This window comes from Anaerococcus nagyae (genome assembly GCF_017874535.1).
Taxonomy (GTDB): domain Bacteria; phylum Bacillota; class Clostridia; order Tissierellales; family Peptoniphilaceae; genus Anaerococcus; species Anaerococcus nagyae.
Window position 1 is genome coordinate 88876 of the sequence record NZ_JAGGLS010000007.1, and the last position, 26607, is coordinate 115482.

A 26607-nucleotide genomic window follows, 5' to 3' on the forward strand; every position below is an offset into this window, starting at 1 on the left:
CCAGTTAAATGTAATAGCCGATTTTTTATAAACCATTTGTTATTTAAGGAGTAATTTATTTTCTAGAAGTCTACTTTTTCTCCATAGTAAGCTGCTTTATATATCCTTTTGATATCGCTAGCAGAAGTATTTCTAGGATTTGTCAGTGTACAAGCATCTGCAAAAGCATTTTTGCTCATTTCCTCTAAGACTTCATTAAAATCTTTTTCTGCTATTTCTGTATTTTTACCATCTTTTATACATGATGTAATACCTACAGAAGCGTTCAATTTTCTGACTTCCTCTGCTATATCATCTATACCGAGAAGCCTTTCTAGTTGATCATATTTATCACTTTCCTTTCTGTTGTAATCAATTATATAAGGTAACATTATTGCGTTTGCCTCGCCATGAGTTAAGTGGAAAATTCCACCAATTTTATGAGCCATGGAGTGAACTATACCAAGAGAGGCATTTGAGAAAGCCATGCCCGCAAGTGTTGAAGCATCATGCATCTTTTCCCTTGCATCTAGGTCATCTCCATTATCATAAGCTTTTTTAAGATTATCAAATACTAGCTCTATAGCTCTTAGAGAATGAGGTTTTGTATAATCATCTGCCGCTGTTGAAACATAGGATTCTATAGCATGAGTCATAACATCCATACCTGTCTGAGCAGTAATTAGAGCTGGCATTTTTGAAGGAATCTCAGGATCCACTATAGCAACATCTGGAATAAAATCAGCATGTACTAGAGGATACTTAATCTTACTTTCTGTATCTGTTATAACAGAAAAAGCAGTAATCTCCGATGCAGTACCCGATGTAGAAGCTATACATACCATTCTTGCCTTAGTTCTAAGTGGAGGATTTTCAAAATTAGCAAGCTTATTAAAATCATAGTCTGGGTGTTCATAATAAACCCACATGACCTTTGCTGCATCCATAGCAGAACCACCGCCTAAGGCAACAATCCAATCAGGCTTAAACTCTGCCATCTTTCTCCCACCTTCTATACAAGTCTTGATAGAAGGGTCAGGCTCTACTCCATCTATTATTTGAACTTCTATTCCCCCTTGTTCAAGAATTTCCTTGACCTTGTCTAGAAATCCAAATTTTTTCATAGAAGATCCCCCGGTCACTATGCTAGCTTTTTTGCCATCAAGTTCTTTTAGATAATCTAGTGCATCTTTACCATGCACAATAACTCTTGGAACACTGTAAGTTTTTAGTGGCATAATCCTCATCTCCTTTTGTTAATTATTTATTTATCATTATTTTATTATAAATCATTAATTTTGTCAAATAATAGACCATATTCTTTATAGCAAAATTTAAACAGTGCATTTCTAAGCATAAATATAAATTTGTACATAAAAAGGGTAAACCTAATTGGCTTACCCTTCTCTCATTAATATTTATTTTTAGACTGTTCCATCAATATATTTTTCTTTTAATTTTAAAGCTGATGGACATACTGCTATACCGCCTTGACCTGTTTCTCTAAGTCCACTTGGAAGAGCATCTCCTACTCTCTTCATTGCATCTACTGCTTCATCAAAGGTTACATACATTCTAACTCCAGCCATTGCCATATCAGCACTTGCTAGAGCATTCATAACTCCATTAGCATTTCTAAGGTTACATGGGAATTCTACCATACCACCTATTGGATCACATACTAAACCCATAATATTTAATAGAGCGCAAGTTGCTGCTTTTTCTTGAGTTTCTATATCAGATCCTCTTAAGTAGCATGCTGCTGCTGCTGCCATTGCTGCTGCTGAACCTGTTTCTGCTTGACATCCACCTTCAGCTCCTGCAAATGTAGCGTTATCAAAAATTACTTGACCTACTTGAGTTGCTACAAGCATCGCTTCCATAAGCTTTCTATCGTCAAAACCATATTTATGATACATAGTCATAAGTGTAGCTGGTAGAATACCTGAAGCTCCTGCAGTTGGAGCTGCAACTATTCTACCCATTGCTGCATTTACTTCTGATGTTGATAAGGCCATTGCCATAGCCTTAGCTGCAGTTTCTCCTAAGATTGATTGTCCACCTAAGAAATAATCATTCATAGTTTTTGCATTCCCACCTGTCATACCAGTTACAGATGTTACAGGTTCCTCAAGGGCTGCATGAGCTGATTTTTTCATTACATCTAAAGTTCTTTGGAGTCTATCAAATATCTCCTCTTCAGTTTTATCTGAATTTTCCATTTCATCTATTATAGAAAGTTCCCAAAGCTCTAGTTCTTCTTTTTTGCATCTTTCTTTTAAAATTTCAAATTTAGTAAGCATAATATCTTCCTAACCTATATACTTGATAAAGTTAAAATCTTTACCCGCTTTAATCTTTTCAAAAATATCATCTCTTAATGGTTCATCTAGCTCACAAACTAGCATTACATTATCTCCATCTTTTATAGTTTTCATCTCATGTATATTATAACCATCATTATAAAGTATACTTGATACAAAAGCTATAACACCTTTTTGTTCACCATAAGCCATAAATAAAGTTGGTCTTTTTGCATAATATTCAATAGGATTACCATAGATTCTATTGATAACTATAGCACCACCACCTATAGATGATCCTTGAATATCTATAGGTGCTCTACCATCAGGATACTTAAATATCATTCTAACAGTATTTGGATGTACTTCTCCAAGATCTGTTTCAATAAATTTATAGCTTAATCCTTTTATCTTTGCATACTCAAATGCATTTATAATTCTATCATCTTCTGGACCAAAACCTAATACTCCACCTACTAGAGCCCTATTAGTTCCATGTCCTTTATAAGTTTTTGCAAAAGATCCATGTAAATAAAAATCTACTTCATTAAATCCTGGATCTACCATTTTTTGTGCTACATTAGCAATTTTGCAAGCTCCTGCTGTGTGTGAGCTGCTTGGTCCAACCATTACTGGACCTATTATATCAAAAATTGAAGCATTAACTGCCATTATAAACTCCTTTTTTTATTTTACAAAGAGAAAGGTAGCAATTAAATGCTACCTTGATTTTGTTTTGCAAAGGCTAAACCAGTATTATTCTGCATCAGGATTTACTGGTATTGGTTTCCAATTTTTGTCACCCTTTATTTTTCTATTATATATTTTATCTACTGCATTAGCAATAGCCACATCACCTGAGATGTTTGCTGCTGTACCAAATGAGTCTTGGGTTAGATAAAGTGAAATTAGTAAACTTGCCATAGCTGATTCTGGAGCTATACCTACCATTGGCATAAATGGAAGAGCACTCATAACAGCTCCACCTGGAGCACCTGGTGCTGCTACCATAGCAACTCCTAGAGTAGCTATAAGTGATAACATCATACCAAATGAGTGAGGCATATTATACATATAAAGAATAGTGAATGTACAACCTGTAATTGTAATCATAGATCCTGGCATATGAACTGTTGCTCCAAGAGGAACTACGAAATCTGCTATCTCACGACTAACACCATTGTTTGCTGCACATTCTAAGTTCACCGGTATTGTTGCAGCTGATGATTGAGTACCTACAGCTGTCATATAGCCTTTTACTTCATTCTTAATCATAGCAAAAGGATTCTTACCAGTGTAAGAACCGGAAAGAACAAACATCAATGTTACATATAATAAGTGAAGAATAATAATACAAATAAATATTCTCCAGAAGATATTAAGTACTGCAAATACAGAACCATTATAGCTCATTTCTGAGAAGTTACCAAAAATGAAAAATGGTAAAAGCGGTACTATAGCTCTTGCTAATACTTGAGTAATAATTGCATTAAATTCGCTAAAGCCTTTGTATAATACTTCTCCGCTTCCATTTTTTCTTAACCATGAAATACAAATACCCATCATAAATGCAAATATCAAAGCACTTGTTACATCAAAAAATGGTGTAATAGGTACTTTAAAAAACGGCTCAAGGTCTGACCCTTCTGTTGCTATTATAGAGTTTATTTGTTCTTGTGTAATAAATTTAGGGAATATGTTACTAGACATAATATATGATAAGCTACCAGCAATTAGAGTTGATAAGTAAGATATTAAAACTGTAACACCTAAAAGTTTCCCTGCACCATCTCCTAGATCTGATATACCTTTTGTTACAAAAGCTAAGATCATTAGAGGAATAATAAATGATAAAAATGATCCGAAAATACTTGAAAATGTGATTGCAATTCTGATAAACCATTCTGGCATATATCTACCAGCTAGTACACCTAAAAGAATTGCTACAAGCATTTTTGGAACTAATCCGATTTTTTTCTTCGAACTTGCCATAAAAATTTCTCCTTAAATTAAAAATTATATGTAAACCTTTGCAATAATGATTGTATCATACTTTATAAAAAAAAGAAATACTTTTCAAAAATATTCCCATGATTTACACATAGAGCTTAAATTTTTGTTAAAATATGACTAATTCGTGACTTATATTTATCAAATTTTATCAATTAATATTGTAAGTCTATATAAGATAACAAGTTTTATAACTAGTTATCAAAAGACTTAGCTTGTTTTAAAGTAATTGATTTACGCATCCCTAAAGTTATCTTATATTCTAAAAATAAATTGTGACTTAAAATCCTCCAAATGTTATAATAAAATTTTTTCTATTTTGGTAATATTTAATATTATCAGTATCTTTCAAAAAAGACACTACCTTCGCTATTAGCAAATATCATTATTAATTAATCATTTTATCTATTTTCTTTAAAATTAACCAGAGCCCTACCAATATATGTTAAGCAAAGTTCTCCCTCTGGATTGTAAACCATAAGCTTTTGGCTTACAAAACCATCTTTTCCCTCTATTCGTACTTTTTTATCTACAGTTTCTACCTTAATATCATAAAGGGTATCAGGGTAAATTGGCTTTAACCACTCTGCCTTATCTACACTAACACCTGCCACAACTCCATCAGCATCTATGCCTGTCTTTACCCATTGAGCCCAAAAAGCCATATTCGCAAAAGACCCCGATGCTATTATCTTTCCAAAACGAGATTTTTTTGCAACTTCTTTATCTATATGGATTGGTCTAGGGTCATATTTTTTGGCATATTCTATAAGTTCATCTTCACTAAAAGATAAAGATTCTATCTCTTGATCAAAAATTTGACCAATTTTATAGTCTTCAAAATACATATTTACCTCACTTCATTTTATATATACCCTAGATTGATAATAAATATCTATGTATATTTGCAAACTAAAAGAAACTGTTGCAGAGTAAATAAATCGTCCCAAAATCATTAGAAGAACCTATGCGGAAATTTTGCCTACACGAGTCGACAGGCTATGTAAAAAATTTCCTAAGAGAAACTTATATAATGATGGGACGATAATTGGCAACTACTCCTTATTAGTTTATTATTTTCTTTTACTACCAGTATAAGCTGCACTTGCTGCTACAAGAACTCCAATTACTGAGCTTGATGCAAAAATACCTGTTTTGGGATTAGCTCCAGCTTCTGTGTTCGTCTTTTTCTCTTCTTTTTTATTATTAGAAACTTTTGTGATTTCTATTGTTGTTCCTTTTGGATAAGCCTGACCTTTTGCTCCATTTGTTAGTCCACTTTCATCTGATATTTGCGATCCATCAGCTGTATTAGAAGGATTTTCATTTCCTTTGTTATCATCAGAAGTTTCTTTATCTATAATTACAGGCTCTTTACCTTCGTTGCCATTATTATTTGTTGAATCTCCTTTTGATCCAGCTTCTGATGTAGGATCTTGATTTTTGTTATCATTTGTTGCTGGTTTTTCAATTATAACTGGCTTTTTACCTTCATTATTATTTTTTTTAGTTTTATCTGCAGAAGATTCTGCCTTATTGCCTTTATTATCTTCACCGATAATCCTACTTTCTCTACTAGCTCCAAGTCTTTGAGTATTATCTGCAACATATTTAGGATTTATTTCTAGCTTATTAGTTTCTTCTAAGTCTTCTTTATTCCAAGCTTTTTCCAATCCTTGACCTCCATTTGAAGTTGAAAGCACATTATTATTTGCTTCTTCAATGTAATCCTCTGATGCATAAACTTGGGTTGCTCCTGCAAAAACTAGTCCTAATGATAATGATGTAGCTAAAATTTTCTTATACTTCATAGTTTCCTTTCTCTTCTCTTTACATTATAATATTTATTTATATTTTATACCCAAACGTTATGAAATAATCGTTAAATTCAAAAAAGCACCCACCTTAGGATGCTTTTGAGCTTTCTATTGCCTTATTTATATTTTCTTTAAGCTTATCTTTTTGTTCTTGTGGAATCAAAGTTCCTTCTATAGGGTCCCCTATAATCTTTCCATTTTTATCTACTACAATTGTTGTCGGATATACAAAAATTCCTTCTAAGTAATCTTTCATATCCCCCTCATAGTCCACAGCAAGAGCCTTATATGTAGGCTTCTTGTCTTTCATAATCCTACTATAAACTTCTTTTGTAGAATCATCGTAGTTTACATCTGTACACATAGACACAAAATCAACTCCGTCTTCTTTTTTAATCTCATCTGCTATATCATTCATCTCATCCATTTCTTCTATGCAAGCTGAACATCCCGTAAACCATAAGTTTATTACAGTTGCATCATTTTTAGCTATATCTTCATTTGAAAATGGATTTCCATCTTGATCTTTAGATGTAAATACTGGAAGTTTTTTATTAGAATCTGACTTTTCGCTTATCTCAGTACTTTCTTCTTTCTTTGCTTTTGAAGGATCATTCATACCTGCTTGTTTTGCTGGTACTTCTTCTTTATTCTCAACTTTAGTTTCTGTTTTATTATCTGATAGTCTATCTGCTTTTTGGTTGCTTGTGCAAGCAGCAAGACTAAGACCTGCTAGAATTAGTAAATAATATTTGTTTATCTTTTTCATTTTCTCTCCTTTGTAACAAAGAGGAAGATATGGCTTTTGTAGGACAAGCTTTAGTACATTCATGACACCTTATACATTCCAAGTGAGCATTATTTTTTCTTATATCTACATCCATCTTACAAACTCTAGCACATTTGCCACAATCTATGCACTTATTTTCATCCACTTTCATTTGATAGAAGGAGTATTTGTTGAAAAATGAATAAAAAGCACCGAGTGGACAAATCCACTTACAAAATGGTCTGTAAAATATTATAGATAGCATAATAGTAATTATCAAAATCCCAAGTTTTAAATTAAATAACTTTCCAAGTCCCAATCGTAGGGAAGGATTTTTGATAGCTAAAGGAATGGCTCCCTGGATAATTCCTTGAGGACAAATATACTTGCAAAAGTAGGGAGGGATTACTTCATATCTGTCTCTCATAACTAAGCCTAAAGCTAAAATTAGTGAAAATAGGATGATATATTTTATAAGTCTAAGTGGTTTCAGCTTCTTTGTAGATACTTTTTTAGTTGGTATCTTATTAAGCAAGTCTTGAAACAAACCCATAGGACACAAAAATCCACAAATTAATCTTGCTACCATCACACCAAAAAACGCCATCATCCCAAACACATAATAGGAAAACCTGTATTTTTTAGATCCCATTACAGCTTGCATGGATCCTATCGGACAAGAACCTGCTGCTCCTGGACATGAGTAACAGTTTAGTCCAGGTAAGCAAACTTTCTTAGTTGACCCATTATAAATCTTGCCCTTAAAAAAATTTGGTATATGTAAATTATATAAAAGAGCTACTAGTCCTTGAATTTTGTTTCTCGATATATTTCTTAGCTTATCCAATTCCTATACACTCCAAACACAGATTAATTGCCTTAGTAAATACAGAATTTACCTCTCCCCTATAGACTCCATATACCATAAATCCTAGGGATAATATTAGTATCGTTCCACTAATTAAATTTTTATCCTTTTTTGTCATATCTTTACCTCATAAATAATGATAGTAAATAAAACGTTAATTTAGTGTTAAGAATTTGGAAATATTAATAAAAACTTACTACCTTGTGGTTGATTATCTTTTACGACTATCCTAGCTCCTAATGTATCAGCTATTTGCTTAGATAGAGCAAGACCTATACCAAAGCCTTCCTTGTGTCTAGAATTATCAGCTTGGTAAAATAAATCAAAAATCTTTTCTTTCTGCTCAGCACTCATTCCTATACCACCATCAGAGACTTCTATAACTAATTTATTCTCTTCTTTTTTAGTATCAATTTTTATAAACCCATTATTTATATTATATTTTACAGAATTTTCTATTATATTAAATAATAATCTTTGCAACAATACATCATCTGTTTTTAAACATAAATTATCATTTTTTTCAAAATCAATTCTTATATTCTTCTTAGCAATCTTATCTTCAAGGTCAAATAAAATCTCTTCTATGAGAGATGTTACACAAACTTCACTTATATTTAAGTCCTGCTTTTTAGAAAACATAAGAACTGACTCTATAAGATTTTTAAGTTTCTCTAAATTATCATCTATTTTTTCAGCAAAATCCTGTGCATATTTATCGTTATTCTTGCGCTTAAAAACATCGACCTGAGCTTTCATTATTGCAACAGGTGTCCTAAGTTCATGGGCAACATTTGCAGAAAAATCCTTTTGTCTCCTATAATCCTTATAGATCCTATCCATAAGATTATTAAAACTTTTGGATAAGTCTACAATCTCGCTTGATCCATCTTCTACTAATAGGTTATCAGAAAAAGTTTCTGGTTTATCTATGTCAATTTTTGCTATATTTTTCTGAAGACTCTTAAGAGGAGCTAAAATTTTTGATATTATTACAGCAAAAATCATTGAGCCAATTACAATAACAAGACCTGTTACAACAAAAGAATATATTCTAAAGTCAGCTGTTGATTGTAAATGAGCATTGTTTACCGTTACTACTACAGAATTCCTATATGCTGGCATATAGCGTTCTATTTGATATAGCATCTCCTCTGTCATTTGAATTTGCTTTTGGTTTATCATGTAATTTGTAATAGTAAGCATGGATATAAAAATAATTACAACCGCTACTATTAGCTTAAATACTATAGATTGGTAGACTTTATCATTCTTCATAAATCCTATAGCCCTTACCAATTACATTTTCTATTTTATTTTCTCCGCTAACTTCCTTAATTTTTTTCCTAAGCGAAGACATATGTACTCTTACAGAATTAGAAAAACTATCAGCATTAGAATCCCAAACATGATCTATAAGCTCTTCACTAGATACATACTTTTCTTGGTTTAAAAATAAATACTCCAGAATTCCTGTTTCCTTAAGAGTTAAATTAAGCTTAGTATCCCCTACGTAAGCCTCACGGGTGGTAGTATCAAATTTCATACCACAAGCTTCTATAATATTTGATTCCGTAACAGATTTACGGCGTAAAAGCGCACGCATTCTAGCATCAAGTTCTTTTAAATCAAAAGGTTTTACCATATAATCATTAGCTCCATAATCTAGTCCCTTGACCCTATCGTCTATATCACTTCTTGCAGTTAACATAATTATATTAACTTCTTGGTCATTCTTGCGCACCTCCTTTAAGACTTCAAATCCATCCTTTTTAGGTAAGTTTATGTCCAAAACTATAACGTCATAGCTTTCTACATAGGCCATATCAATAGCTTCTTCTCCATCATAGGCCTTATCAACAGCATAACCATACATAGTTAAACCTTCTTCTAGTAAATCTATTAAATCTAAATCGTCTTCTACGACTAAAACACGCATATTACCCTCCATTTTAGCCTATTATAACATAGTATGTAGTTAAATTTTGGTAAAGAAAAAGAGGATTATAAATAATCCACTTTTATAAAAAATATTTATATCATATATTATTAGTAAGTCTAAGTTCATATTAGTATTAAAGGTATAAAAAATGATATACTTAAGTTTACTCATTCTTTTACTCTTACTACTATTAATCCTTTATACCAAGCTACTATAAAGATTGTTTCTCAGGCAGATACTTCCAATACTTCTTTGGCATATTACTTACCATCAACTTATGATTTTTTCTCTCATCTATACCTATAGAATTATAGAATCCAATCCAAGCTTCTTTAAAAATTTTCTCATCATTTGTTTCTATTGCATCCATTTCTAAAATTTCTACTTCTTCGTAAGTCCCGTTTATACAAATAGAAGCTTTTTTTCTATTTTTATCATAAATAATAAATTTTTCTGATGGCATTCTTTTTAAAAAATGATCAGTTATATGCATTAGTGAATCATGATCTGGTTCTATTTCTGCTAATAAAAATCCTTCTTGGATTTCTCTAAATCTGGCTAAACCTTTATAAAAATGAACTTCATGATTAAAACTTTTTACTATCTCTCTAAATTTGACAGCTGATTTTTTGGATGATCCTAAATATACTCTTCCATATAGAAGACAAGATTTTATCGTAATTGCAATAACTTCTTCTCTTTTCGCAAAATTTGACTTAAAAACTTTAAAGACATTAACAAAAAATTCTTCACCTATATTAGCCTTTATTGAACTTATAACTCTTTCTGCTTTCACTAAGTCAGTTTCTACAAATTCACTTTCCAAAAAGTTAACCTGATTACTTTGTGTACTGATTTCACACTTACCAATTTCCTTATATTTTACGAATATAATTGTAAGTAGTCCATCAAAACTTCCATCATAGTTATAGATCATTATTAGTTCCTATCAAACATAGATAGTTGTTCATAGTTGATATTATCAGATGTACTAATAAGAGTTCTTAGATCATTAGGATCATTAAACTTAAATCCTTTATAAATTCCATTTACAAGAATAAAATGTTTAGCTCTTTTTGTTGATATTTTCATAGCTTTTAAGCTATCATAAGTTAGCTTATGAAACTTTCTAGCCTCAATAATACGATTAGCATAAGTCCTACCAAAACCTGGCACTTTCATTAACTCACTATAAGATGCCTTATTGATTTCAATAGGAAATTTTTCAATATTGTTAATAGCCCAATTGCTTTTAGGGTCAATAGATAAATCTAAATTAAAATTCTTGCTATCTAATAAATCTTTTGCCTTAAAGTTATATCCTCTCATCAAAAAATCAGCCTGATAAAGCCTGTGTTCACGTAATAGTGGGGTCTTATCAATACCTTGGGTATATTTTGACTTTACAACTGGTACAAATCCTGAATAATAAACTCTTTTTAATGAATAATTATTATACAGTTTTTCACTAGTTTTTATTATATCTAGATCACTTTCACCACCAGCACCTATAATCATCTGTGTAGTTTGACCAGCAGGCAAGAATTTAGGAGTATGTGCAAATACTTTTCTATCTACTCCATAGACCATCATCTCGTTTTTAACATTGCCCATAGGTCTTACTATATCACCTATTTTCTTTTCAGGCGCTAAAAGCTTTAGAGATTCTTTTGTAGGTAGTTCAATATTAATAGACATACGATCAACCAAAAGTCCCATACGCTTTACAAGATCTTCACTTGCCCCTGGTATAGCTTTCATATGGATATGACCATTAAAATTATATTTATATCTTAAAAGTTCAGCTACTCTTATTAAATTTTCCATAGTATAATCAGGATTTTTGATGACTCCAGAAGATAAAAATAAACCTTCTATATAATTTCTACGATAGAAGTTCATTGTTAAATTTACCACTTCTTCTGGACTAAAAGTAACACGTACTCTTTCATTTTCTCTACGATTTATACAATACTCACAATTATATATACACGAATTAGTCATTAGAATCTTAAGCAAAGATATACATCTGCCATCCTCAGACCAAGAGTGACATATGCCACCTATTGACCCATTGCCTAATCCATTATTTTTATTTTTTCTAGAAGATCCACTAGATGAGCAAGATACATCATACTTGGCTGCATCAGCTAAAATTTCAAGTTTTTCTCTTATATTCATATTCCATTTCCTTTGCTAATATTATCTTATGGAATTTCTTATGCGGTAAGTCTATTATACTTTCAAGTCGTTCATTGTCTATTACTAATTTATATAACAATATCAAATCATATATTAAAATAATATAAATTAATTGGGTATCTATATATAATAAATTAACAGAAATCTAGCAAAAATATGGTAAAATATATATAGTAGGAGGATGTTTATGCAGATCAAAAGTTTAAATAAAACGCTTCTAGTAGCTATGCTTACTGTTTCTCTTGCTGCGTGTAATAATAGTACAGCAAATACAAATAACAGTGCAGATTCTACAGAAGTAGTCACAGAGGACAATAAAGATACCAATGATATTATTGATGAATCGATAAAAGATGCTGATGAAAATAAGGCAGCTGATTCTGATGAAGTTGAGGAAATTAAAAAAGAAGATACTAATAAGACAGAAGCAGAGAAAAAAGAGAGCTCTGAGCAAGAAAAGAGTACTAGTATAGACGTAAATAAAGAAGAAAAGAAAGAAAATAAGGTTTCTAAGTCTGAAGATACAGAGCAAGAAACTAACACAATTGAACAAAATAATAACCAAATTAATAATAATGAAGATATGAATTATCAAACAGAAGATGGTCGATATGTTTCAACTCTTATAGCTAGCAAACAAGGTGTAAGAGATGCTGAAATGTCTATTGCAGATACTTATTCAGTTGAGGCGAAAGACGGGGCTTTAACTGTTAAAGGATCTATGGATCATATGATAAATCCTGGGGATTATGAAAATGCTAAAGAACTAGACAACAATACTTATAACTTTAAAATAAATGAAAATACTAAATTCCAAGCAACTGGTGGTATGGCTGAACCTCAAACTTTTACTATTGATGAGTTTAATGAATATTACAAGGGAATTACTGAATCAGGTCTTGCATTAATTGTTGAAGTAAAAGATGGTATAGCACAAACAGTATCATTCTCATCATAAAAATAAAAAGAGTAAAGCTTAAAAATGAGCTAAGCCCCTAAACACGAAATAACTTAATAATATTTTAAGCGGAATGTAATCTGTAATCGGCAGGTGATATTCCGTTTAATTTTGTCTTTATCCTATCCTGTCCTAGTTGTGCCATTAATATAAGTCTCTATTTCTTTTCTTACTTCTTTATCTTTGTCTATTGGATTTTCTAATTTAATCTTTCATTCATAGTATACTGATTTAGGAAATTTAGCTACTTTTATCCATTCACTTACTTTTGTATAAGGATGTTCTTTAAGAAGATGAAGTATTATCTTTGTTCTTTCCTTGCTTCTGCTTCCTCTTCCAGTAGCAAGGCTTGAAATTTTTTTCGAATAGTATTTGCATTTTAAGATATTTATTTTCTTCTCTTTCAGATTTTTCTATTGGCTTTTCGTTCTTAAATTTCTTATCTGCTTTAGACATGTTTTTCCTAGGCCTTCCTCTATTATCTTCTAGCCCAGATAAACCACTTTTTTGATATGCTTTCTCCCATATATATATATCATAGATCCATTAACAATATTGAAGTACTCAGCAGTCTGTCTAAGCGAAGTAGTATAAATTTTCCTATATTGTATTACAGATAGTTTAAATTCATTAGTATATTTATTATTATTTTTCTTTTTAGTTAAGTTAGCAAATCCTCCAGAATTGTATTTAACTATCCATCCCTCAAATAGTACCTTCAGGAATATCGTATTTTTAGCTAGTGCTCTATGACCTCCTGTTTCTCCAGATAAATATTCCATCATTATTTTAATTTTAAATTCTTTTGTGTATTTTTGCATGAAAAACCCCTCAATCAATATTCCAGATTTTGGGGTTCAGCTCAGATTAGATTTACCGTTTTTATTACTTAAAGTTTACTTTTATTTCAATTATTATATTTCTTCCTTTATCATAGCAATTAGCTCTTTATATTTTTCTATTTTGTTGTTATCATTTTCTAACTCAATAGCTTCATTTATATATTTTAATGCAAGAAAATCTCCATTAATCGGATGTAAAAATAACCCTACATAATAAGCAATAATATAGTTAACATGTGCTAACAACGAGGCACTTACATTATTTTCACTTTTTAGATAATACAATTGTGCCAATAACTTAAAATATATATTCGATGTATCTATTCCTTCTTTACTAAGATAATTCTCTCCCTCCAGTACAAATTCTTCATTCAAATTATCCATCAACTCATTTGAGCTAAAAAACATATTGCTTTCAAAAGAAAAATAGTCTTCCAATATTGTATTCATTTTACCCACGCATTTGAAATAGAAATAACACCATCTTTGAGTTTTTGAAATGTTACTTCTACAACCTTTCCTTTATAATTTAAAGTCTTTTTATATGCACTTCCATATTTAGATTCTTTTCCATCAATTAATACCTTTTTTATAATTTCTTTTATTTTGTTCCATCTATTTGGATCCTTTGATCCACCTGGAACTAAACTACTCCACTTATGCTTTGTTTGAAGAATGTGATTAGCTCTATTAGAGTTTACATCTCCTAAACCATTTACTGCTCTTTCAGCCTGCTTCGATACAGCTCTTGAAGTGAGCCAGTTTTTCACCTGCTCTGCCATCCATCCGCTAACTTTATATATAGCGACTCCTCCGATTAAAATTGCTCCACCAGCTACCACTATCTCCCCAATACCGGGTATATACCATGTCCCTGCCATAATTTTCATTACATCATTCATTGGAATTGCCCCAGCAGAACGCAATGCTATACCATTTTCACTTCTACTAATATTTTTAGATACTGATTCCAATTCTTTGTCATTTATCTTATAAATATCACCAGAATAATTTTCAAGTATATCTAAAAATTCCTCGGCAGTTACTTTTCTGCCGTCTTCAAGAGTTATCACTGTATTTTCTTCAACATTAATAACTTTGCTAACCTCTTGTGCATATGAAGTATGGGAATTGCAAAAAATTCCCGATAGCATCATTATCATCGCTAATAAAAAACTAATGATTTTATTATATTTTTTACTCATGTTCTCACCTATTGCCTTTCATTTTTTTCTAAATATTGCGTTTTTACATATTAACAAATATTTTGTCTCCATTCTTAATACCTCTAAGGATTAAAATACTTCATAATAACTACACCCCCTCTAATATATTTTAATAAAAAAATCTTGACTAATTAATTCACTTTCAATGGTTACAAGAATATGTATCTTTCCAATCTAAATCAAACACCTTGTAAATACATACTCCAAAATTTTAGCTATAGTATTTGCCAACTTTTATAGATGCTTCCATTTCACTTTTTCCAGCAAGCTTATATATTTTCTTGTAATATTCAAATTTTCAACAAGTTCTTCTTGTGTAATTTTTTTCCTTTTCTAAGTTCTCTAATTCTATTCTTAATTAAAAGTTTCCCCTCATAACTATATCTACATTACACGTCTATACTTAATATTTTTGCAAGTATTGATTGCATTATTTTATTAACAATTTTTTTATACTTTTACATGTCCTATAAAATTAAAGTACACATCAATTTGTTGTTTTCGATTCTTTCCTTTTTTCCTCTCGTTGCTTCATGGACTATAATATTTTCCGTATACTCATTTATCATTGGTACGGTCAGTACCTTAAATCTGTGTATTTCTCTATCATTTTTTAGTAATTTATCAGTGTAAACCTTTCTCCGTTGCTAGCTTTCAATTTCTTGTTCAAAATACAGTATTTATTTTCTTCTTTGGCAAAGTCTGTTATTTCCTTGATTGATTTTAAGAGAATTTTATTAACTGTTTTTGCTTTGATATAGCGCATACAGCAAGTGTATTTTCTGATTCTATAGTGTTGACATACAAAAGAATAATACTATTATAATTCTTTTCTCTATGTTCTGACAGATCCATGTAACTTAATTTACTGCCACAATCTGCATATATTAAAAGTCCTATAAATGGGTGTGAAGTTGTGCCATACTTTGAACCTCTTATTACTGTATCACTTGCTGCGTGTAATAATAGTACAGCAGATATAAATAACAGCAAAGACTCTACAGAAGTAGTCACAGAGGATCATAAAGAATCCAATGGTATTGTTGATTAAGCAATAAAAGATGCTGATGAAAATAAAGCAGCTGATACTAAAGAAGACAATAATAAGATAGAAACAGAAGATGGAAGATATGTTTCAACTCTTATAGCTAGCAAACAAGGTGTAAGAGATGCTGAAATGTCTATTGCAGATACTTATTCAGTTGAAGCAAAAGATGGATCTTTAACTGTTAAAGGATCTATGGATCATATGATAAATCCTGGGGATTATGAAAACGCTAAAAAACTAGATAACAATACTTATAACTTTAAAATAAATGAAAATACTAAATTCCAAGCAACTGGTGGTATGGCTGAACCTCAAACTTTTACTATTGATGAGTTCAATGAATATTACAAGGGAATTACTGAATCAGGTCTTGCATTAATTGTTGAAGTAAAAGATGGTATAGCACAAACAGTATCATTCTCATCATAAAAATAAAAAGAGTAAAGCTTAAAAGCTCTACTCTTTTTTAGTCTGCTGCTATAAGTGATAAGCTAAACTGATAACCTGCATTTATTGCTACATTAATAGACTTTGTATGAGAAAATTGCGTTGTATAAATAGTACTTACATCTGGATTTTCTTTTTTTACTAAAAAAGTCAAATTATTTACTAAATAAGACGCTACATTTCTATAAATAGGGTCATATGAAAATTTTTCTACCCCTATTTCCCATAAATATTTAGAGTTATAGCTTGCAGAAACTATAGCTATTAACTTATCCTTATCATAATAAGCTAAAGCCATCCTATCGTCATCATCAAAAGCAAAGGCAAATTTAGTAATACCTTTGAATTTAATAAAATCTTTTTTCTTAAGTCTAGTAAATTCATAAGTAGATTCTATTCTTCTAAAATCTCTACTAGTAGTCATGAGAGGCCCCATATTTTTTACAGTCATATCGTGTTTTGTAAGAATTTCTTCAAGTTTTCTAATATTATCAAATTCCATAAACCAAACTGCAGGATAATCTTTATAGCTTTTCTCTAATTCATCTAGAAGTTTTTTATTAGAAGAACGAACCAGTAAGCTGTCACCTGCACAATTTATAGCAAGACTACATTGATTATAGTATATAAATTCTTTATTACTTTGATTATAGGTAAAAATATTATTTCCATTCAAAATTAAGTCTTCACTTATATCAAAATCGTGTTTTAATTGCCTTAATAAATTTCTATCCATATTCACTCTTTATAATTTCTATAAAAAATTAACCCTGTGTAAATCACAGGGTTAACTTTTATACTAGTTAAGCTTTATATCATAGATATCAGGAACGTCATTTGACTTTATATCATTTGAATATTTTGTTCTAATACATCTATCTAGGACATATTTTAAGTCATTATTATCCTTATAGTTTTTTATAAATATAACCTTGGAATCTTTATCTACAGCTATAATAGTGTTATTTACTCTATTATTAAGATATGCTAAAGCAGACCCATTTGTAAAAATTTCTCCTAGTTCTAAATTATGACTTGCTACAGCATCATTTAAAAGCTTAGTACTTCCAGCATAATTTAGAAGTTTTATAGAAAAATCCTCACTTGTATATTGATGGGTATTATTCCACATTTCAAAAGAACTTTCTTCTTTATAGTTTCCTAATAGATATAGCGTTAGTCCACCTTTACCTATATTTGAAACTCTCATGTAAGTATTATCATTTCGCAAAAGATTTATATTCTTTATATCTCTACCATAAAATCTTTGATTTTGCTTTTTCTCTTCTTCTGTAAGTTGTCCATAGTCGCCTCTAACTTCTCTTTGAGCATATGTCAAAGGAAAACTTGCTGCTAATTCTTCCGAACTTACATGTTCGATATATTGTGGCTCATGATCTTTATTATCTTTTGAAATTTTTTCGCTTCCTATTGGAGGGAAATCATCTCCTCCATCCTCAGCTGAATACTTAGTCCTTAATGCTCTATTAACTAAGCCCTCTATATCTTCATTTGTCATATATTTTTTAACAAATAATAATTTACCATTTTCATCTGTTACTATTATATAAGGAGATGAAACTTCCTTATCAAAGTCAAACTTTGCACCACCATAATAGAAATTATCGCCTACATCATTCATATCGTAAGATGTAAACATATAATTTAAGTCTTCAATGCCTTTATAGTTTGAAATCTTAACTAAGTTTATATTATCTCTATTTAGATATGCCGAATTTTTCCACATAATCCTTGATTTTTTATCGTTAGGAGAACCAACTAACATTACATTTACTTTTTTATCTAAGAAATCTTTGATGTAAATATCTTCTTGATTCATATTATTCATTAGGTATAAGTTCATATCCTTGCCGTAATATTTTTTATTTACATCTTTTTCGTTAGGTTCAAAGATTCTGTAGTCCCCTCTTTCACTTCTTTGAGCAAATGACATCGGATGAATCTTCTCTGGATCTTCTTCTTTTTTAGGAATATCACCTAATACATCATAATCTCCTATTTCTTTATAAGAATCTGTTATAGTCTGGTCAGATGCACTAGTATTAAGAGTTCTATCTATTACATATTTTATATCTTCGTTAGACTTATATTCTTTGCTAAACAGGAATCTTTGATTTTTATCTATAGCTACAACTGTAGGCTTATTTACATTAAATAATATATTATATGCTCCTGATACATAGATATCCCTTTTGACATCCCAAAGGGATTTAAATCTTTCTTTCTCAGCATTTATAGCAGTTTGACTACCAAGATAAGATACATTAACTAAATCATAGTCGCCATCAGATATATATTGAGCATCATCCCACATCTTTATAGTTTCATCTTTTCTATAATCTCCTATAAGGAGAATTTTGACATCTTTTTTAGCTATATCATTAAGTTCCACTCTGCTATTATTAGATTTTATCAATTTTGCATTAGATAAATCTCTAGAGTAAAGATTATTAAATCTCATCTCCTCATCTGACATGCCTTTATAATCTCCTCTTTCTTTTCTTTGATCAAAAGATATAGGATAATTATTTTCAAATTTGTCAAGACTTAAAGGTTTATAATTGTCATTATCAGCATAGTAGCCATTTGACATATTAAATCTTCTAAGTACTTCGTAATTAGATTTATATGGGAATACATTTATAACTGATCCATTTTTATCTAAAACTACGACTTGATTTTTGTTTGATCTAAATTGTCCATTTAGAGAATTACCTCTGTAGAATGAATCTTTGTAAAGTTTTCCTTTGCTAATTTTTTCTAAGTCAGTAACACTTCCATTTGTAACTACATTTACAAAGTTAAAGGCTTTTGCATCTATCTTAGATGAATTTTCAAACATCTTCATAGAATTGCTATCTACTCTGTCACCCATTAAGAATATTGTTGGACGTTTATTATCAATTATATCTCCAATTTTAACAGCTTTTCTATTTTTATCATATAAGACTAGATTATTAAAGTTTTTACCATATCTAGCTTTTAAATTTACCATAGTTAGCTTATCTGTTGTATCAAAGAAACCTAGTGCATATGCACCCTCAAATGATAATGGAGTATTTTGATCTTTAACTTCTACTTCTATAGGATTTTCTGGCTTCTGCTTATCATCATCAGATGGATCAGGCTCTGGCTTAGGATCAGGAGTTGGATCTGGTTCTGGTTTTGGATCTGGACTGACACTACTATCCCCGAGTTGAACTTCTAAGTCTTTCTTGTATTCCTTGAAACCTTCTCTATTAACTTTTATTTTGACTTTATACTTACCTAAGACATTTTCATCCGATGTTGGGAAGCTTATCTTGATATTACCCTTAGCATCTGAAGTCTGGTTCTTAGAATACAAGTCCTTGCCGTATGGGTCTTCTAACGTAGCTTCTGCTGTTGCTTTATCTAATAAGGAATTATTAAGATCTTTTGCTACTATGCTTAAGTTTATAGCATCTCCTAAATCGTATTTAGTCTTATCTGTAGAAATATCTGCTTTCATTTGAAGCATATCTGGAGTATTTGCATCTATAACTTCGTATTCAAAGAACTTAAAGCTATTTTTATATTGAGCATCAAGTAGCTCTACTTTTATCTTATATTTACCAAGGCTAGTCTTATCGTTAGTTCCTATTTTAAAGATGTGTCTACCCATCTTATCAGTTTGTCTATTATAAGATACACTTCTTCCAAAAGGATCCATTAAAGTATACTTTATATTCCTATTAGCAAGAGCAGTACCATTACTAGCATCCTTTAATTCAACATTTACTTCTACTATATCTCTACGTTTAATTCTAGAGCTTGGAGCACTTACAGAGATGTTTGCCTTTGATTGGTCTAACACTTTATCATTAGGGTCTACATTAGTGTTATTTACCTTAATGTTTTCTTTGGCAAGAATTTCATTTATATTATCAAAGTCTTTTGCATCTAAAAGATTGATTACTCTTCCATCTTTATTTAGTACAAGTATCTTGGAAGTTTTACCAAGTTTCAGCCTATCATTTCTAAGAGAATTTGCTTCATCTACTTTACTATAACCTACCAATCTCTTTATTTTATTTTCTTCCAAATAAGCCAAATCTGATTTAGGGCTTATTCTTATAAAGTTATAAGATTCATGTGATAGTTTAGCAAATTTCTCTAAACTAGGATCTTTATCTTCTGTAAATAAGATTAGACTTATCTTATCTAAATCAAAATTATCTCCTAGCATCTCCGCTTTACCGTCCAAGTTTTTGACAGGTGCTGCTAATAGATTTTTTCCATAGAGATTTTTAATTACTTTCTGATTAGATGTATCTCCTGTAAGATGTTCAAAGTATTGAGCTTTTTTAGCTGAATCATAATCCTTAAAGTTATCAGCATTTTCCTTGCTTGCTATATTAAAGATTGCTATAGAATTATAGTCTTTATATCCATCTTTACTTACTTTAGCAAGTATTTTATACTTGCCTGGATAAGTATTATCAGCAAGTTTAAGTTTAAGGTTAGCTTCGCCTATATTATTTGTTTTAATTTCTCCACTATCAAGGATAGTATTTGCTAGATCTAAAACTTTATAACTTACATTTGCATTTGCAATATAATTGTTATTTGTATCTGTACTTCTTAGCTTAAATGTAATATCATTTTTAGGATTATAAGTTTCCTTATCTCTGTTTATCGTTAAATCTAGATTCTTATTATAAGAGTCATTGGTTAAATCAGATATCTTTATATATTCTTCCATACCTTCTTCTATAAGGCGTACTGATTTGAATCCTTTTTCTTTTAACTCTTTTATAATATTATCTGTATCTATTAGATTGCTCACTACAAATAGGCTTGAATCCTTACTTAAATTATCTAAGAATAGATTAAAGTCGCTGTCATTGTAATCAAGATTAAATGAGCCTTTTATATGAGCTCTATCATATGCTGATTTTGGTCTAATATCTAGGATAAACGGCTTATTATTTGCAATATAAGTATCAACTTGATCTGCCTTTATCTTTCCTATATATGTTTCACCTGTTTTTGCTATAGGCTTATTAGTTACAAAAATTACATCTCTTAAAGATTTATTTTCGTAAGTGTCTTTACTTATATCAAAGTTAAGAACGTATTTGCCTTCTTTATCTAAATCAATATCAAAAGATGTATGTCCCTCTTTATCTGTTTTTGATTTAAGTTCCTTCTTTCCCTCTCTTGTGCTTAGTATTGCCTTTACATTTGCATCAGAAACTTTTTTACCTTTTTCATCTACAAGATCTAAGTTTACTTTTGTTTTTCCTAATACTTCATAAACTTTCTTATCGGTAGATACTTTTGCATCCATCTTTGTAAGCTTTGGTCTTTCCTCTACCAAGAAGCTTACAGTTTTGCTAGTAGATTTGTAGTTAGATTTATCTGCCTTAAAGCTTACTTCATATTTTCCTGGAACCATTGCTAGTTTATAAGACCATGTAGCTTTTCCTTTATCGTCCGTTTTTATCCTATCTACAATCACCTTATTATCTGGTGATTTGATAGACACATTGATATCTGCATTATTTACAGAGTTACCAAATTCATCTACAGATGTCATGTAAATTTCTGGCTTTTCGTCTACAAAATATTTATCTTTTTTATTTTTAGCTTCTACGCCTAAGTCTTTATAGTCTGGATTTTCTTCTCCAAATCTCACCTTATAATTAGCTCGTGCTGATGGATAGTTATAAGCTGTTGCATAGGCGCTAATAGCATATTCCCCAGCTGAAGTATACGCTTTTGGGGTCATATAGATAAATACATAACCATTGTAATCAGAAACTTTTCTCATTTTAGTTTCTTTTTGATTAGGATCTATTATACTTAATTCAACTGAAGCATTTCTCTTTGGATTATTGTTTTCATCTCTTACTTGGACTTTTATATAAGCAGACTCATTTAATTTATAATCTTTTTTAGCAGAATCAAATGATATATTTAGATATTTACCTTCTCTTTTAACAAAGAAATTAGATGATTTTTCTATATCATAGTAGCCATCCTTATAAGCTGTAGCATCTATCTTATACATACCAGTTGCATTTTGGCTAGTTATATCCATAGAGAATACTGCTTTACCATTTTGATCAGTCTTTAAATCTAATTCATAAGACTTTTGATTTGGATCAGTTATGGTAAGTCTAATATTTGCATCTGATATAGGCTTTCCTTCATGACTTACTGTAAAGTTCATATCAGCGCTTTCTTTACCTGCCATAATCTCATCTTTTTCCATAGTAATGTCAAAATCAAGTTTTGCCATCTCGGCTGTATTTCTATCAACTAATACATTTAAATTTTCACTAAAGCTATCAAAACCGCTTAAACTTGAATCTACTTTTAGCTTATAATTCCCCTCTTGATTAAATATGTCGGATCCTAAATCAAAGATAGCATCACCGTCTTTATTAGTGTATAGACTTTTCTTTATCTGTTTATCTTCTGGTGTAGTTAAGGTTAATTCTACCTTCGCATATCTTTTAATTTGACCATATTTATCCTCTACATGAGAAGTGAGTTTTATCGAATCATTTGGTCTAATCTTATCTTTATCTAAAGTATTTGTAACAAATAGTGGGTTTTCTACTGTAGGAGCAAAGTCTTTACTTTCTACATTAAAAGTATTTATCCCAATTAGCTTATTCTTATAGTAGATGTTGATTCTATATTTACCTATAGCTGCATTATTATCGAGCCTTACATTAAAGTTTGCTTCACCTGTAAGGTTAGTTTTTAGATCGTATTTGAACTCTTGATTATGGCTTGTTACAATTTCACAAACTATATCTTTATTTACTATCTGATTATTATCTTGATCTCTTAGGCCTATATTTATGCCTACTTGTTCTCCTTGCAGATAATTTTGTCTATCCGCATTTATATTTGCTTTAAACTCAGCATTAGATTCATCTACTTTAACCCTCATGGTATCAAAGACTTTTGAGGAGTTCTTAGCCTTTGCTGTTATGACACATTCACCATAACCAATAGCTCTTATCTTGCCTTCTTTATCTACTTCACAAACTGTTCTATCAGAGCTTTCCCATCTTAAATCAGATGATTTTATATCAGAAGGTTTTATATCTACCGAAAGAGTAGCTTCTTCTCCGATTTTCATTAATTTTTCTTTTTGTTTAAAGTTTATGCTAGTAATTTTCTTGCTTTGCTCATCATTTTGGTCAATATAATCAGCGCCCACTGTAAAGGCCTTCAATGATACATTAGCGTTTGCTATTTGATCTGTTAGATCAGTCCACTTTTCGCCTTCTTTACTTACAAAAGATTGACCTGGCTCTGCTGTAACTTTAGATGAAAATCCTTTTATGGGACGTTCTATTGGTATGGGATATTTATATCCTGGAGTTTTCATTTTAACTATTACCGCAAATTTTGAACCTTTTGGTATGAAAGTATCTTCTACTTTTACTTTTTCATAACCTGCAAATTCCATCTTGCCTTCACCAATACTTGTCTTATCAGAAAGACCAGCATTGTTTTCAATATTTGTATTTACAAATACTTCATACTCTGCATTATTTGCGGATGTCCATAAACCAACATTTCTAAGATAAGTGTCTTCTTTTACAGGACCAAATACATTGGCATAGTAAGATTCTTCACCAAGTCCTACTTGACTAGTCATACCTAACTTATCATACTGCCAAATTTTTTCATTCTCGTTTATATCTTTTAATATATACTGAGAGTTTTGAGTTCCTATATTCTTATCATAATAGGATACGTAATAGTAACCACCTTGATTACCCCAATTAGTTCCCCAAGAGTTTTTGCAAATCCATGCTCCATCCCCAGGAGGTGTAGTCTTGAAATTTTTTCTACTGTAATTATCATCCCATCCTACTATGGTTATAGCATGGTTCGGCACCTGATTTCCAGAATAATAATGAGCCATAGTACTTTTATTTAAATATTGGTCTCCGCCCATTACAGCTGAGTAGATACCTCCATTTTCTGTAATCATCTTCTTTAAAAGATTATTATCAGTAGCATCTCTCTTATCTGGTATGAATATAGCATGAGTAAGTTCTTTTACTACCGGAAGATTTTCTGGAGAATTAGATTGAAAAATATCATAGGGATCATCTTTTTCTAAAACGGGTCCAGATCTACGAGCTAGATACGCTGATGATACTGTTCTTGTACCACCCTCACTTGGTCCCCAATCAAAACCGTGAGTATTCCTCATATGTTTTTCTGAAAAGTCCATTCTCTCATCCGGCATGAGAACGGATTCTGCTGAACCATAGGTTGCAAAAGCCCAGCAAGATCCATTTGGACCTTGATCTTTTACACTTGTAACCTTTCCTTCATCTCTAAGGTCATATTTCGTTTCTATAGCTGGTAGAACCATATTCCTAGTAAATACACTAGGAAACTTCTTTTTTTTGGTCTTTTTATCAATTGACGAATAGTCAGTATATAAGTCGTAGGGGTCTTGTTTTAACGAATTTTTCTCTATTGATTTATCATTGAACTCCTTATTCTCAATGCCTTTAGCTGATAGATCAATATCTTTTTTCTCTTTAACATTACTTTTATCAGTTTCCTTAAAATCAACTAAATCACTACTAGTATTGTTTGAATCATTATTAGCAGCAAAAGATGGATAAGTAGCTTGTAATATAATACTAAAGCTTAAAAGAATTGAGAAAATTTTAAATTTTCTTCTCATTTTTCCTCCTTAATATAAAAGAGGGCATAAGCCCTCTTATTGAAAAGCAAAATGCTCCGTAAAGATTAATTAAAGTTAAATATTAAATAGCCACCACTTACTGTTGAGTTATCGGTATCTTCTTCATCACCAAAGTCTGGTGCTACGATCTCTTCAGAAGCTCTTAATCTATCTCTATTATAAGTATATGTTTCATAAGAACCATATTGAAGTTTATTTTCTTCATTACCATAACCAACAATTATTTCTTCATTGTCACTTGGTTTAAATCCATCTGGTAGGAAATCAAATGATGGGCTGTTTAACCAAATGATTTTAGATATTCTTGCAGGATCTGGCATTTCAGATTGAACATTGAATTCTCTCCAAGAAATTGCTTCGCCTTCTCTTAACGCTAGGACAGATTCAAATTCTTGTGGATGTTTAGCTCTTAATTCGTTTACATAATCTCTTAAGATATAAACACCTTCAGCAGCTCTAGAGTAAGAAACGTCTTTTGCTCTTCTTACATCATTAGCTTTTCTTAATTCATTTTCAAATGCATTTCTCTCATCTGCTGTTAGATATCTACTTGTTTTATTTTTGATATTTCTAATATCTCTAATTTCTTTATCAATTGTTCCACTTAGCCATTTTGGACTTGCATAAACATCTCTTTCAAGTAAAGCTGATTGACAAGCTGATTTTAGTCTTGCATCAAGTTCAATTAAATTTTTAACTTGAATTTGACTATTACCTTTTTTGTATACATCGTTAATTTCTTTAGAAAGGGAACTTCTTACAAATTCTCTCTTACCTTTAACTCCAACTTCAGATAAATCATCTCTATAATAATTATTTAATAATTTTCTAGCTTCTCTTACGTCTTTGTTAAATACTTTCTTAAGATAAATTGTTGCAAAATCATCAGCTGTTAAATCAGGCATTTGTACTAACTCATCCATAGCAGTTGAGATTCTTTCACTAGCTGCTTCTATATCATCAACTGAAGCAAATGGATTTAAAGCTGTGATTATAGCTATAGCAACTTCTCCTGCTGCCTTACTATGAGCTGCTTGAACCTTATATATAAGTTCAGTTGAACATCTGTGTATAAATATTCCTGTAAGTCCTAATAATTTAATTCTAGGTGCTATAGAATCTAGATCATAGATAGTATCTGGATTATATTTTTGTGCAGCTGGTGGTAGATCAAAAGCTCTATCTTCAGCTAAAGTTTGTAAATCTTCTTGATATGCTTTCATTAAAGGAACGTCTTTAACTTTGTTTTCTTCTAGTACTGTAGCTCCTTCTAGCATTTTAGATTCAGATAATTGAGGTAATTTGTTTTGGTATTCTTCCATTAATGAATTAGATTCATAGCTTTCTTCGCTATCAGCACTTGCTATAGCAGGAGCTGCTATGTTAAATAACATTAGAAATGCAATTGCTAATGAAAAAACTTTGTTTTTTTTCATACTATTCTCCTTAAAAATTTTAA

At 30.8% G+C, this 26607-nt stretch carries 23 protein-coding genes; 3 read left to right on the forward strand and 20 right to left on the reverse strand.

Annotated elements, in window-relative coordinates; translation table 11 throughout:
- Window positions 1-62: 62 nt before the first annotated feature.
- From J2Z39_RS06615 to J2Z39_RS06675, 13 genes are all read right to left on the reverse strand, one after another.
- Entirely contained in the window at window positions 63-1217 is a 1155-nt protein-coding gene (locus J2Z39_RS06615) for an iron-containing alcohol dehydrogenase (protein ID WP_209814416.1), read from the reverse strand.
- A 186-nt stretch (window positions 1218-1403) separates the two neighbouring features.
- Window positions 1404-2282 (reverse strand): L-serine ammonia-lyase, iron-sulfur-dependent, subunit alpha, encoded by an 879-nt coding sequence (gene sdaAA / locus J2Z39_RS06620; RefSeq protein WP_117522271.1) that lies wholly within the window; start codon window positions 2280-2282, stop codon window positions 1404-1406.
- Between the two features lie 9 nt (window positions 2283-2291).
- A complete protein-coding gene (sdaAB, locus tag J2Z39_RS06625; protein ID WP_117522272.1) occupies window positions 2292-2954 on the reverse strand; it encodes an L-serine ammonia-lyase, iron-sulfur-dependent subunit beta in 663 nt (220 codons plus the stop codon).
- 84 nt (window positions 2955-3038) lie between these two features.
- The gene (locus tag J2Z39_RS06630; protein ID WP_117522273.1) at window positions 3039-4274 is read right to left on the reverse strand and encodes a dicarboxylate/amino acid:cation symporter; all 1236 of its coding nucleotides are present in this window, start codon (window positions 4272-4274) and stop codon (window positions 3039-3041) included.
- Window positions 4275-4693: 419 nt separating this feature from the next.
- Complete coding sequence (locus J2Z39_RS06635; RefSeq protein ID WP_209814418.1) at window positions 4694-5140, reverse strand: MaoC/PaaZ C-terminal domain-containing protein; 447 nt, start codon at window positions 5138-5140, stop codon at window positions 4694-4696.
- A 225-nt stretch (window positions 5141-5365) separates the two neighbouring features.
- On the reverse strand, window positions 5366-6103 hold the full coding sequence (locus tag J2Z39_RS06640) for a hypothetical protein (protein ID WP_209814420.1): 738 nt from the start codon (window positions 6101-6103) through the stop codon (window positions 5366-5368).
- 94 nt (window positions 6104-6197) lie between these two features.
- The gene (locus J2Z39_RS06645; protein WP_209814422.1) at window positions 6198-6878 is read right to left on the reverse strand and encodes a TlpA family protein disulfide reductase; all 681 of its coding nucleotides are present in this window, start codon (window positions 6876-6878) and stop codon (window positions 6198-6200) included.
- Entirely contained in the window at window positions 6832-7725 is an 894-nt protein-coding gene (locus J2Z39_RS06650) for a 4Fe-4S binding protein (protein WP_209814424.1), read from the reverse strand. The genes J2Z39_RS06645 and J2Z39_RS06650 overlap by 47 nt, the downstream gene beginning before the upstream one ends.
- Entirely contained in the window at window positions 7718-7864 is a 147-nt protein-coding gene (locus J2Z39_RS06655) for a CD1871A family CXXC motif-containing protein (protein WP_181965157.1), read from the reverse strand. Before J2Z39_RS06655 ends, J2Z39_RS06650 begins: the two co-directional genes overlap by 8 nt.
- A 47-nt stretch (window positions 7865-7911) precedes the next feature.
- On the reverse strand, window positions 7912-9024 hold the full coding sequence (locus J2Z39_RS06660; protein WP_117522294.1) for a sensor histidine kinase: 1113 nt from the start codon (window positions 9022-9024) through the stop codon (window positions 7912-7914).
- Window positions 9014-9685 carry a response regulator transcription factor gene (locus tag J2Z39_RS06665; protein WP_117522278.1) on the reverse strand — a complete coding sequence of 224 codons (672 nt, stop codon included), beginning with the start codon at window positions 9683-9685 and terminating at the stop codon, window positions 9014-9016. The genes J2Z39_RS06660 and J2Z39_RS06665 overlap by 11 nt, the downstream gene beginning before the upstream one ends.
- Window positions 9686-9899: 214 nt before the next feature.
- Complete coding sequence (locus J2Z39_RS06670; RefSeq protein WP_245325726.1) at window positions 9900-10625, reverse strand: TIGR03915 family putative DNA repair protein; 726 nt, start codon at window positions 10623-10625, stop codon at window positions 9900-9902.
- A 2-nt stretch (window positions 10626-10627) separates the two neighbouring features.
- On the reverse strand, window positions 10628-11869 hold the full coding sequence (locus J2Z39_RS06675) for a putative DNA modification/repair radical SAM protein (RefSeq protein ID WP_209814426.1): 1242 nt from the start codon (window positions 11867-11869) through the stop codon (window positions 10628-10630).
- 208 nt (window positions 11870-12077) lie between these two features.
- Here J2Z39_RS06675 and J2Z39_RS06680 point away from each other — a divergent pair, with 208 nt between their 5' ends.
- Entirely contained in the window at window positions 12078-12848 is a 771-nt protein-coding gene (locus J2Z39_RS06680; protein ID WP_209814428.1) for a hypothetical protein, read from the forward strand.
- A gap of 285 nt (window positions 12849-13133) precedes the next feature.
- On the opposite strand, the gene J2Z39_RS08500 is transcribed toward J2Z39_RS06680, so the two are convergent.
- From J2Z39_RS08500 to J2Z39_RS06695, 4 genes are all read right to left on the reverse strand, one after another.
- A complete protein-coding gene (locus J2Z39_RS08500; RefSeq protein ID WP_245325728.1) occupies window positions 13134-13304 on the reverse strand; it encodes a hypothetical protein in 171 nt (56 codons plus the stop codon).
- Window positions 13305-13333: 29 nt separating this feature from the next.
- Window positions 13334-13669: a transposase gene (locus J2Z39_RS08505; protein WP_245325730.1), complete on the reverse strand. Its 336-nt coding sequence runs from the start codon at window positions 13667-13669 to the stop codon at window positions 13334-13336.
- A gap of 93 nt (window positions 13670-13762) precedes the next feature.
- The gene (locus J2Z39_RS06690) at window positions 13763-14140 is read right to left on the reverse strand and encodes a hypothetical protein (protein WP_117522283.1); all 378 of its coding nucleotides are present in this window, start codon (window positions 14138-14140) and stop codon (window positions 13763-13765) included.
- On the reverse strand, window positions 14137-14895 hold the full coding sequence (locus J2Z39_RS06695; RefSeq protein WP_209814430.1) for a polymorphic toxin type 35 domain-containing protein: 759 nt from the start codon (window positions 14893-14895) through the stop codon (window positions 14137-14139). Before J2Z39_RS06695 ends, J2Z39_RS06690 begins: the two co-directional genes overlap by 4 nt.
- Window positions 14896-15832: 937 nt before the next feature.
- Here J2Z39_RS06695 and J2Z39_RS08620 point away from each other — a divergent pair.
- Together J2Z39_RS08620 and J2Z39_RS06705 are read left to right on the forward strand one after the other, a co-directional pair.
- On the forward strand, window positions 15833-15967 hold the full coding sequence (locus J2Z39_RS08620; RefSeq protein ID WP_281063106.1) for a hypothetical protein: 135 nt from the start codon (window positions 15833-15835) through the stop codon (window positions 15965-15967).
- 126 nt (window positions 15968-16093) lie between these two features.
- Window positions 16094-16393, forward strand: a complete 300-nt coding sequence (locus J2Z39_RS06705; protein WP_117522285.1) for a hypothetical protein — start codon at window positions 16094-16096, stop codon at window positions 16391-16393.
- A gap of 37 nt (window positions 16394-16430) precedes the next feature.
- On the opposite strand, the gene J2Z39_RS06710 is transcribed toward J2Z39_RS06705, so the two are convergent.
- The 3 genes from J2Z39_RS06710 to J2Z39_RS06720 form a co-directional block, all read right to left on the reverse strand.
- A complete protein-coding gene (locus tag J2Z39_RS06710) occupies window positions 16431-17147 on the reverse strand; it encodes a hypothetical protein (RefSeq protein ID WP_209814432.1) in 717 nt (238 codons plus the stop codon).
- Between the two features lie 63 nt (window positions 17148-17210).
- Window positions 17211-25127 (reverse strand): MG2 domain-containing protein, encoded by a 7917-nt coding sequence (locus J2Z39_RS06715; RefSeq protein WP_209814435.1) that lies wholly within the window; start codon window positions 25125-25127, stop codon window positions 17211-17213.
- Window positions 25128-25192: 65 nt separating this feature from the next.
- Complete coding sequence (locus tag J2Z39_RS06720; RefSeq protein ID WP_209814437.1) at window positions 25193-26584, reverse strand: CAMP factor family pore-forming toxin; 1392 nt, start codon at window positions 26582-26584, stop codon at window positions 25193-25195.
- Window positions 26585-26607 lie beyond the last annotated feature (23 nt).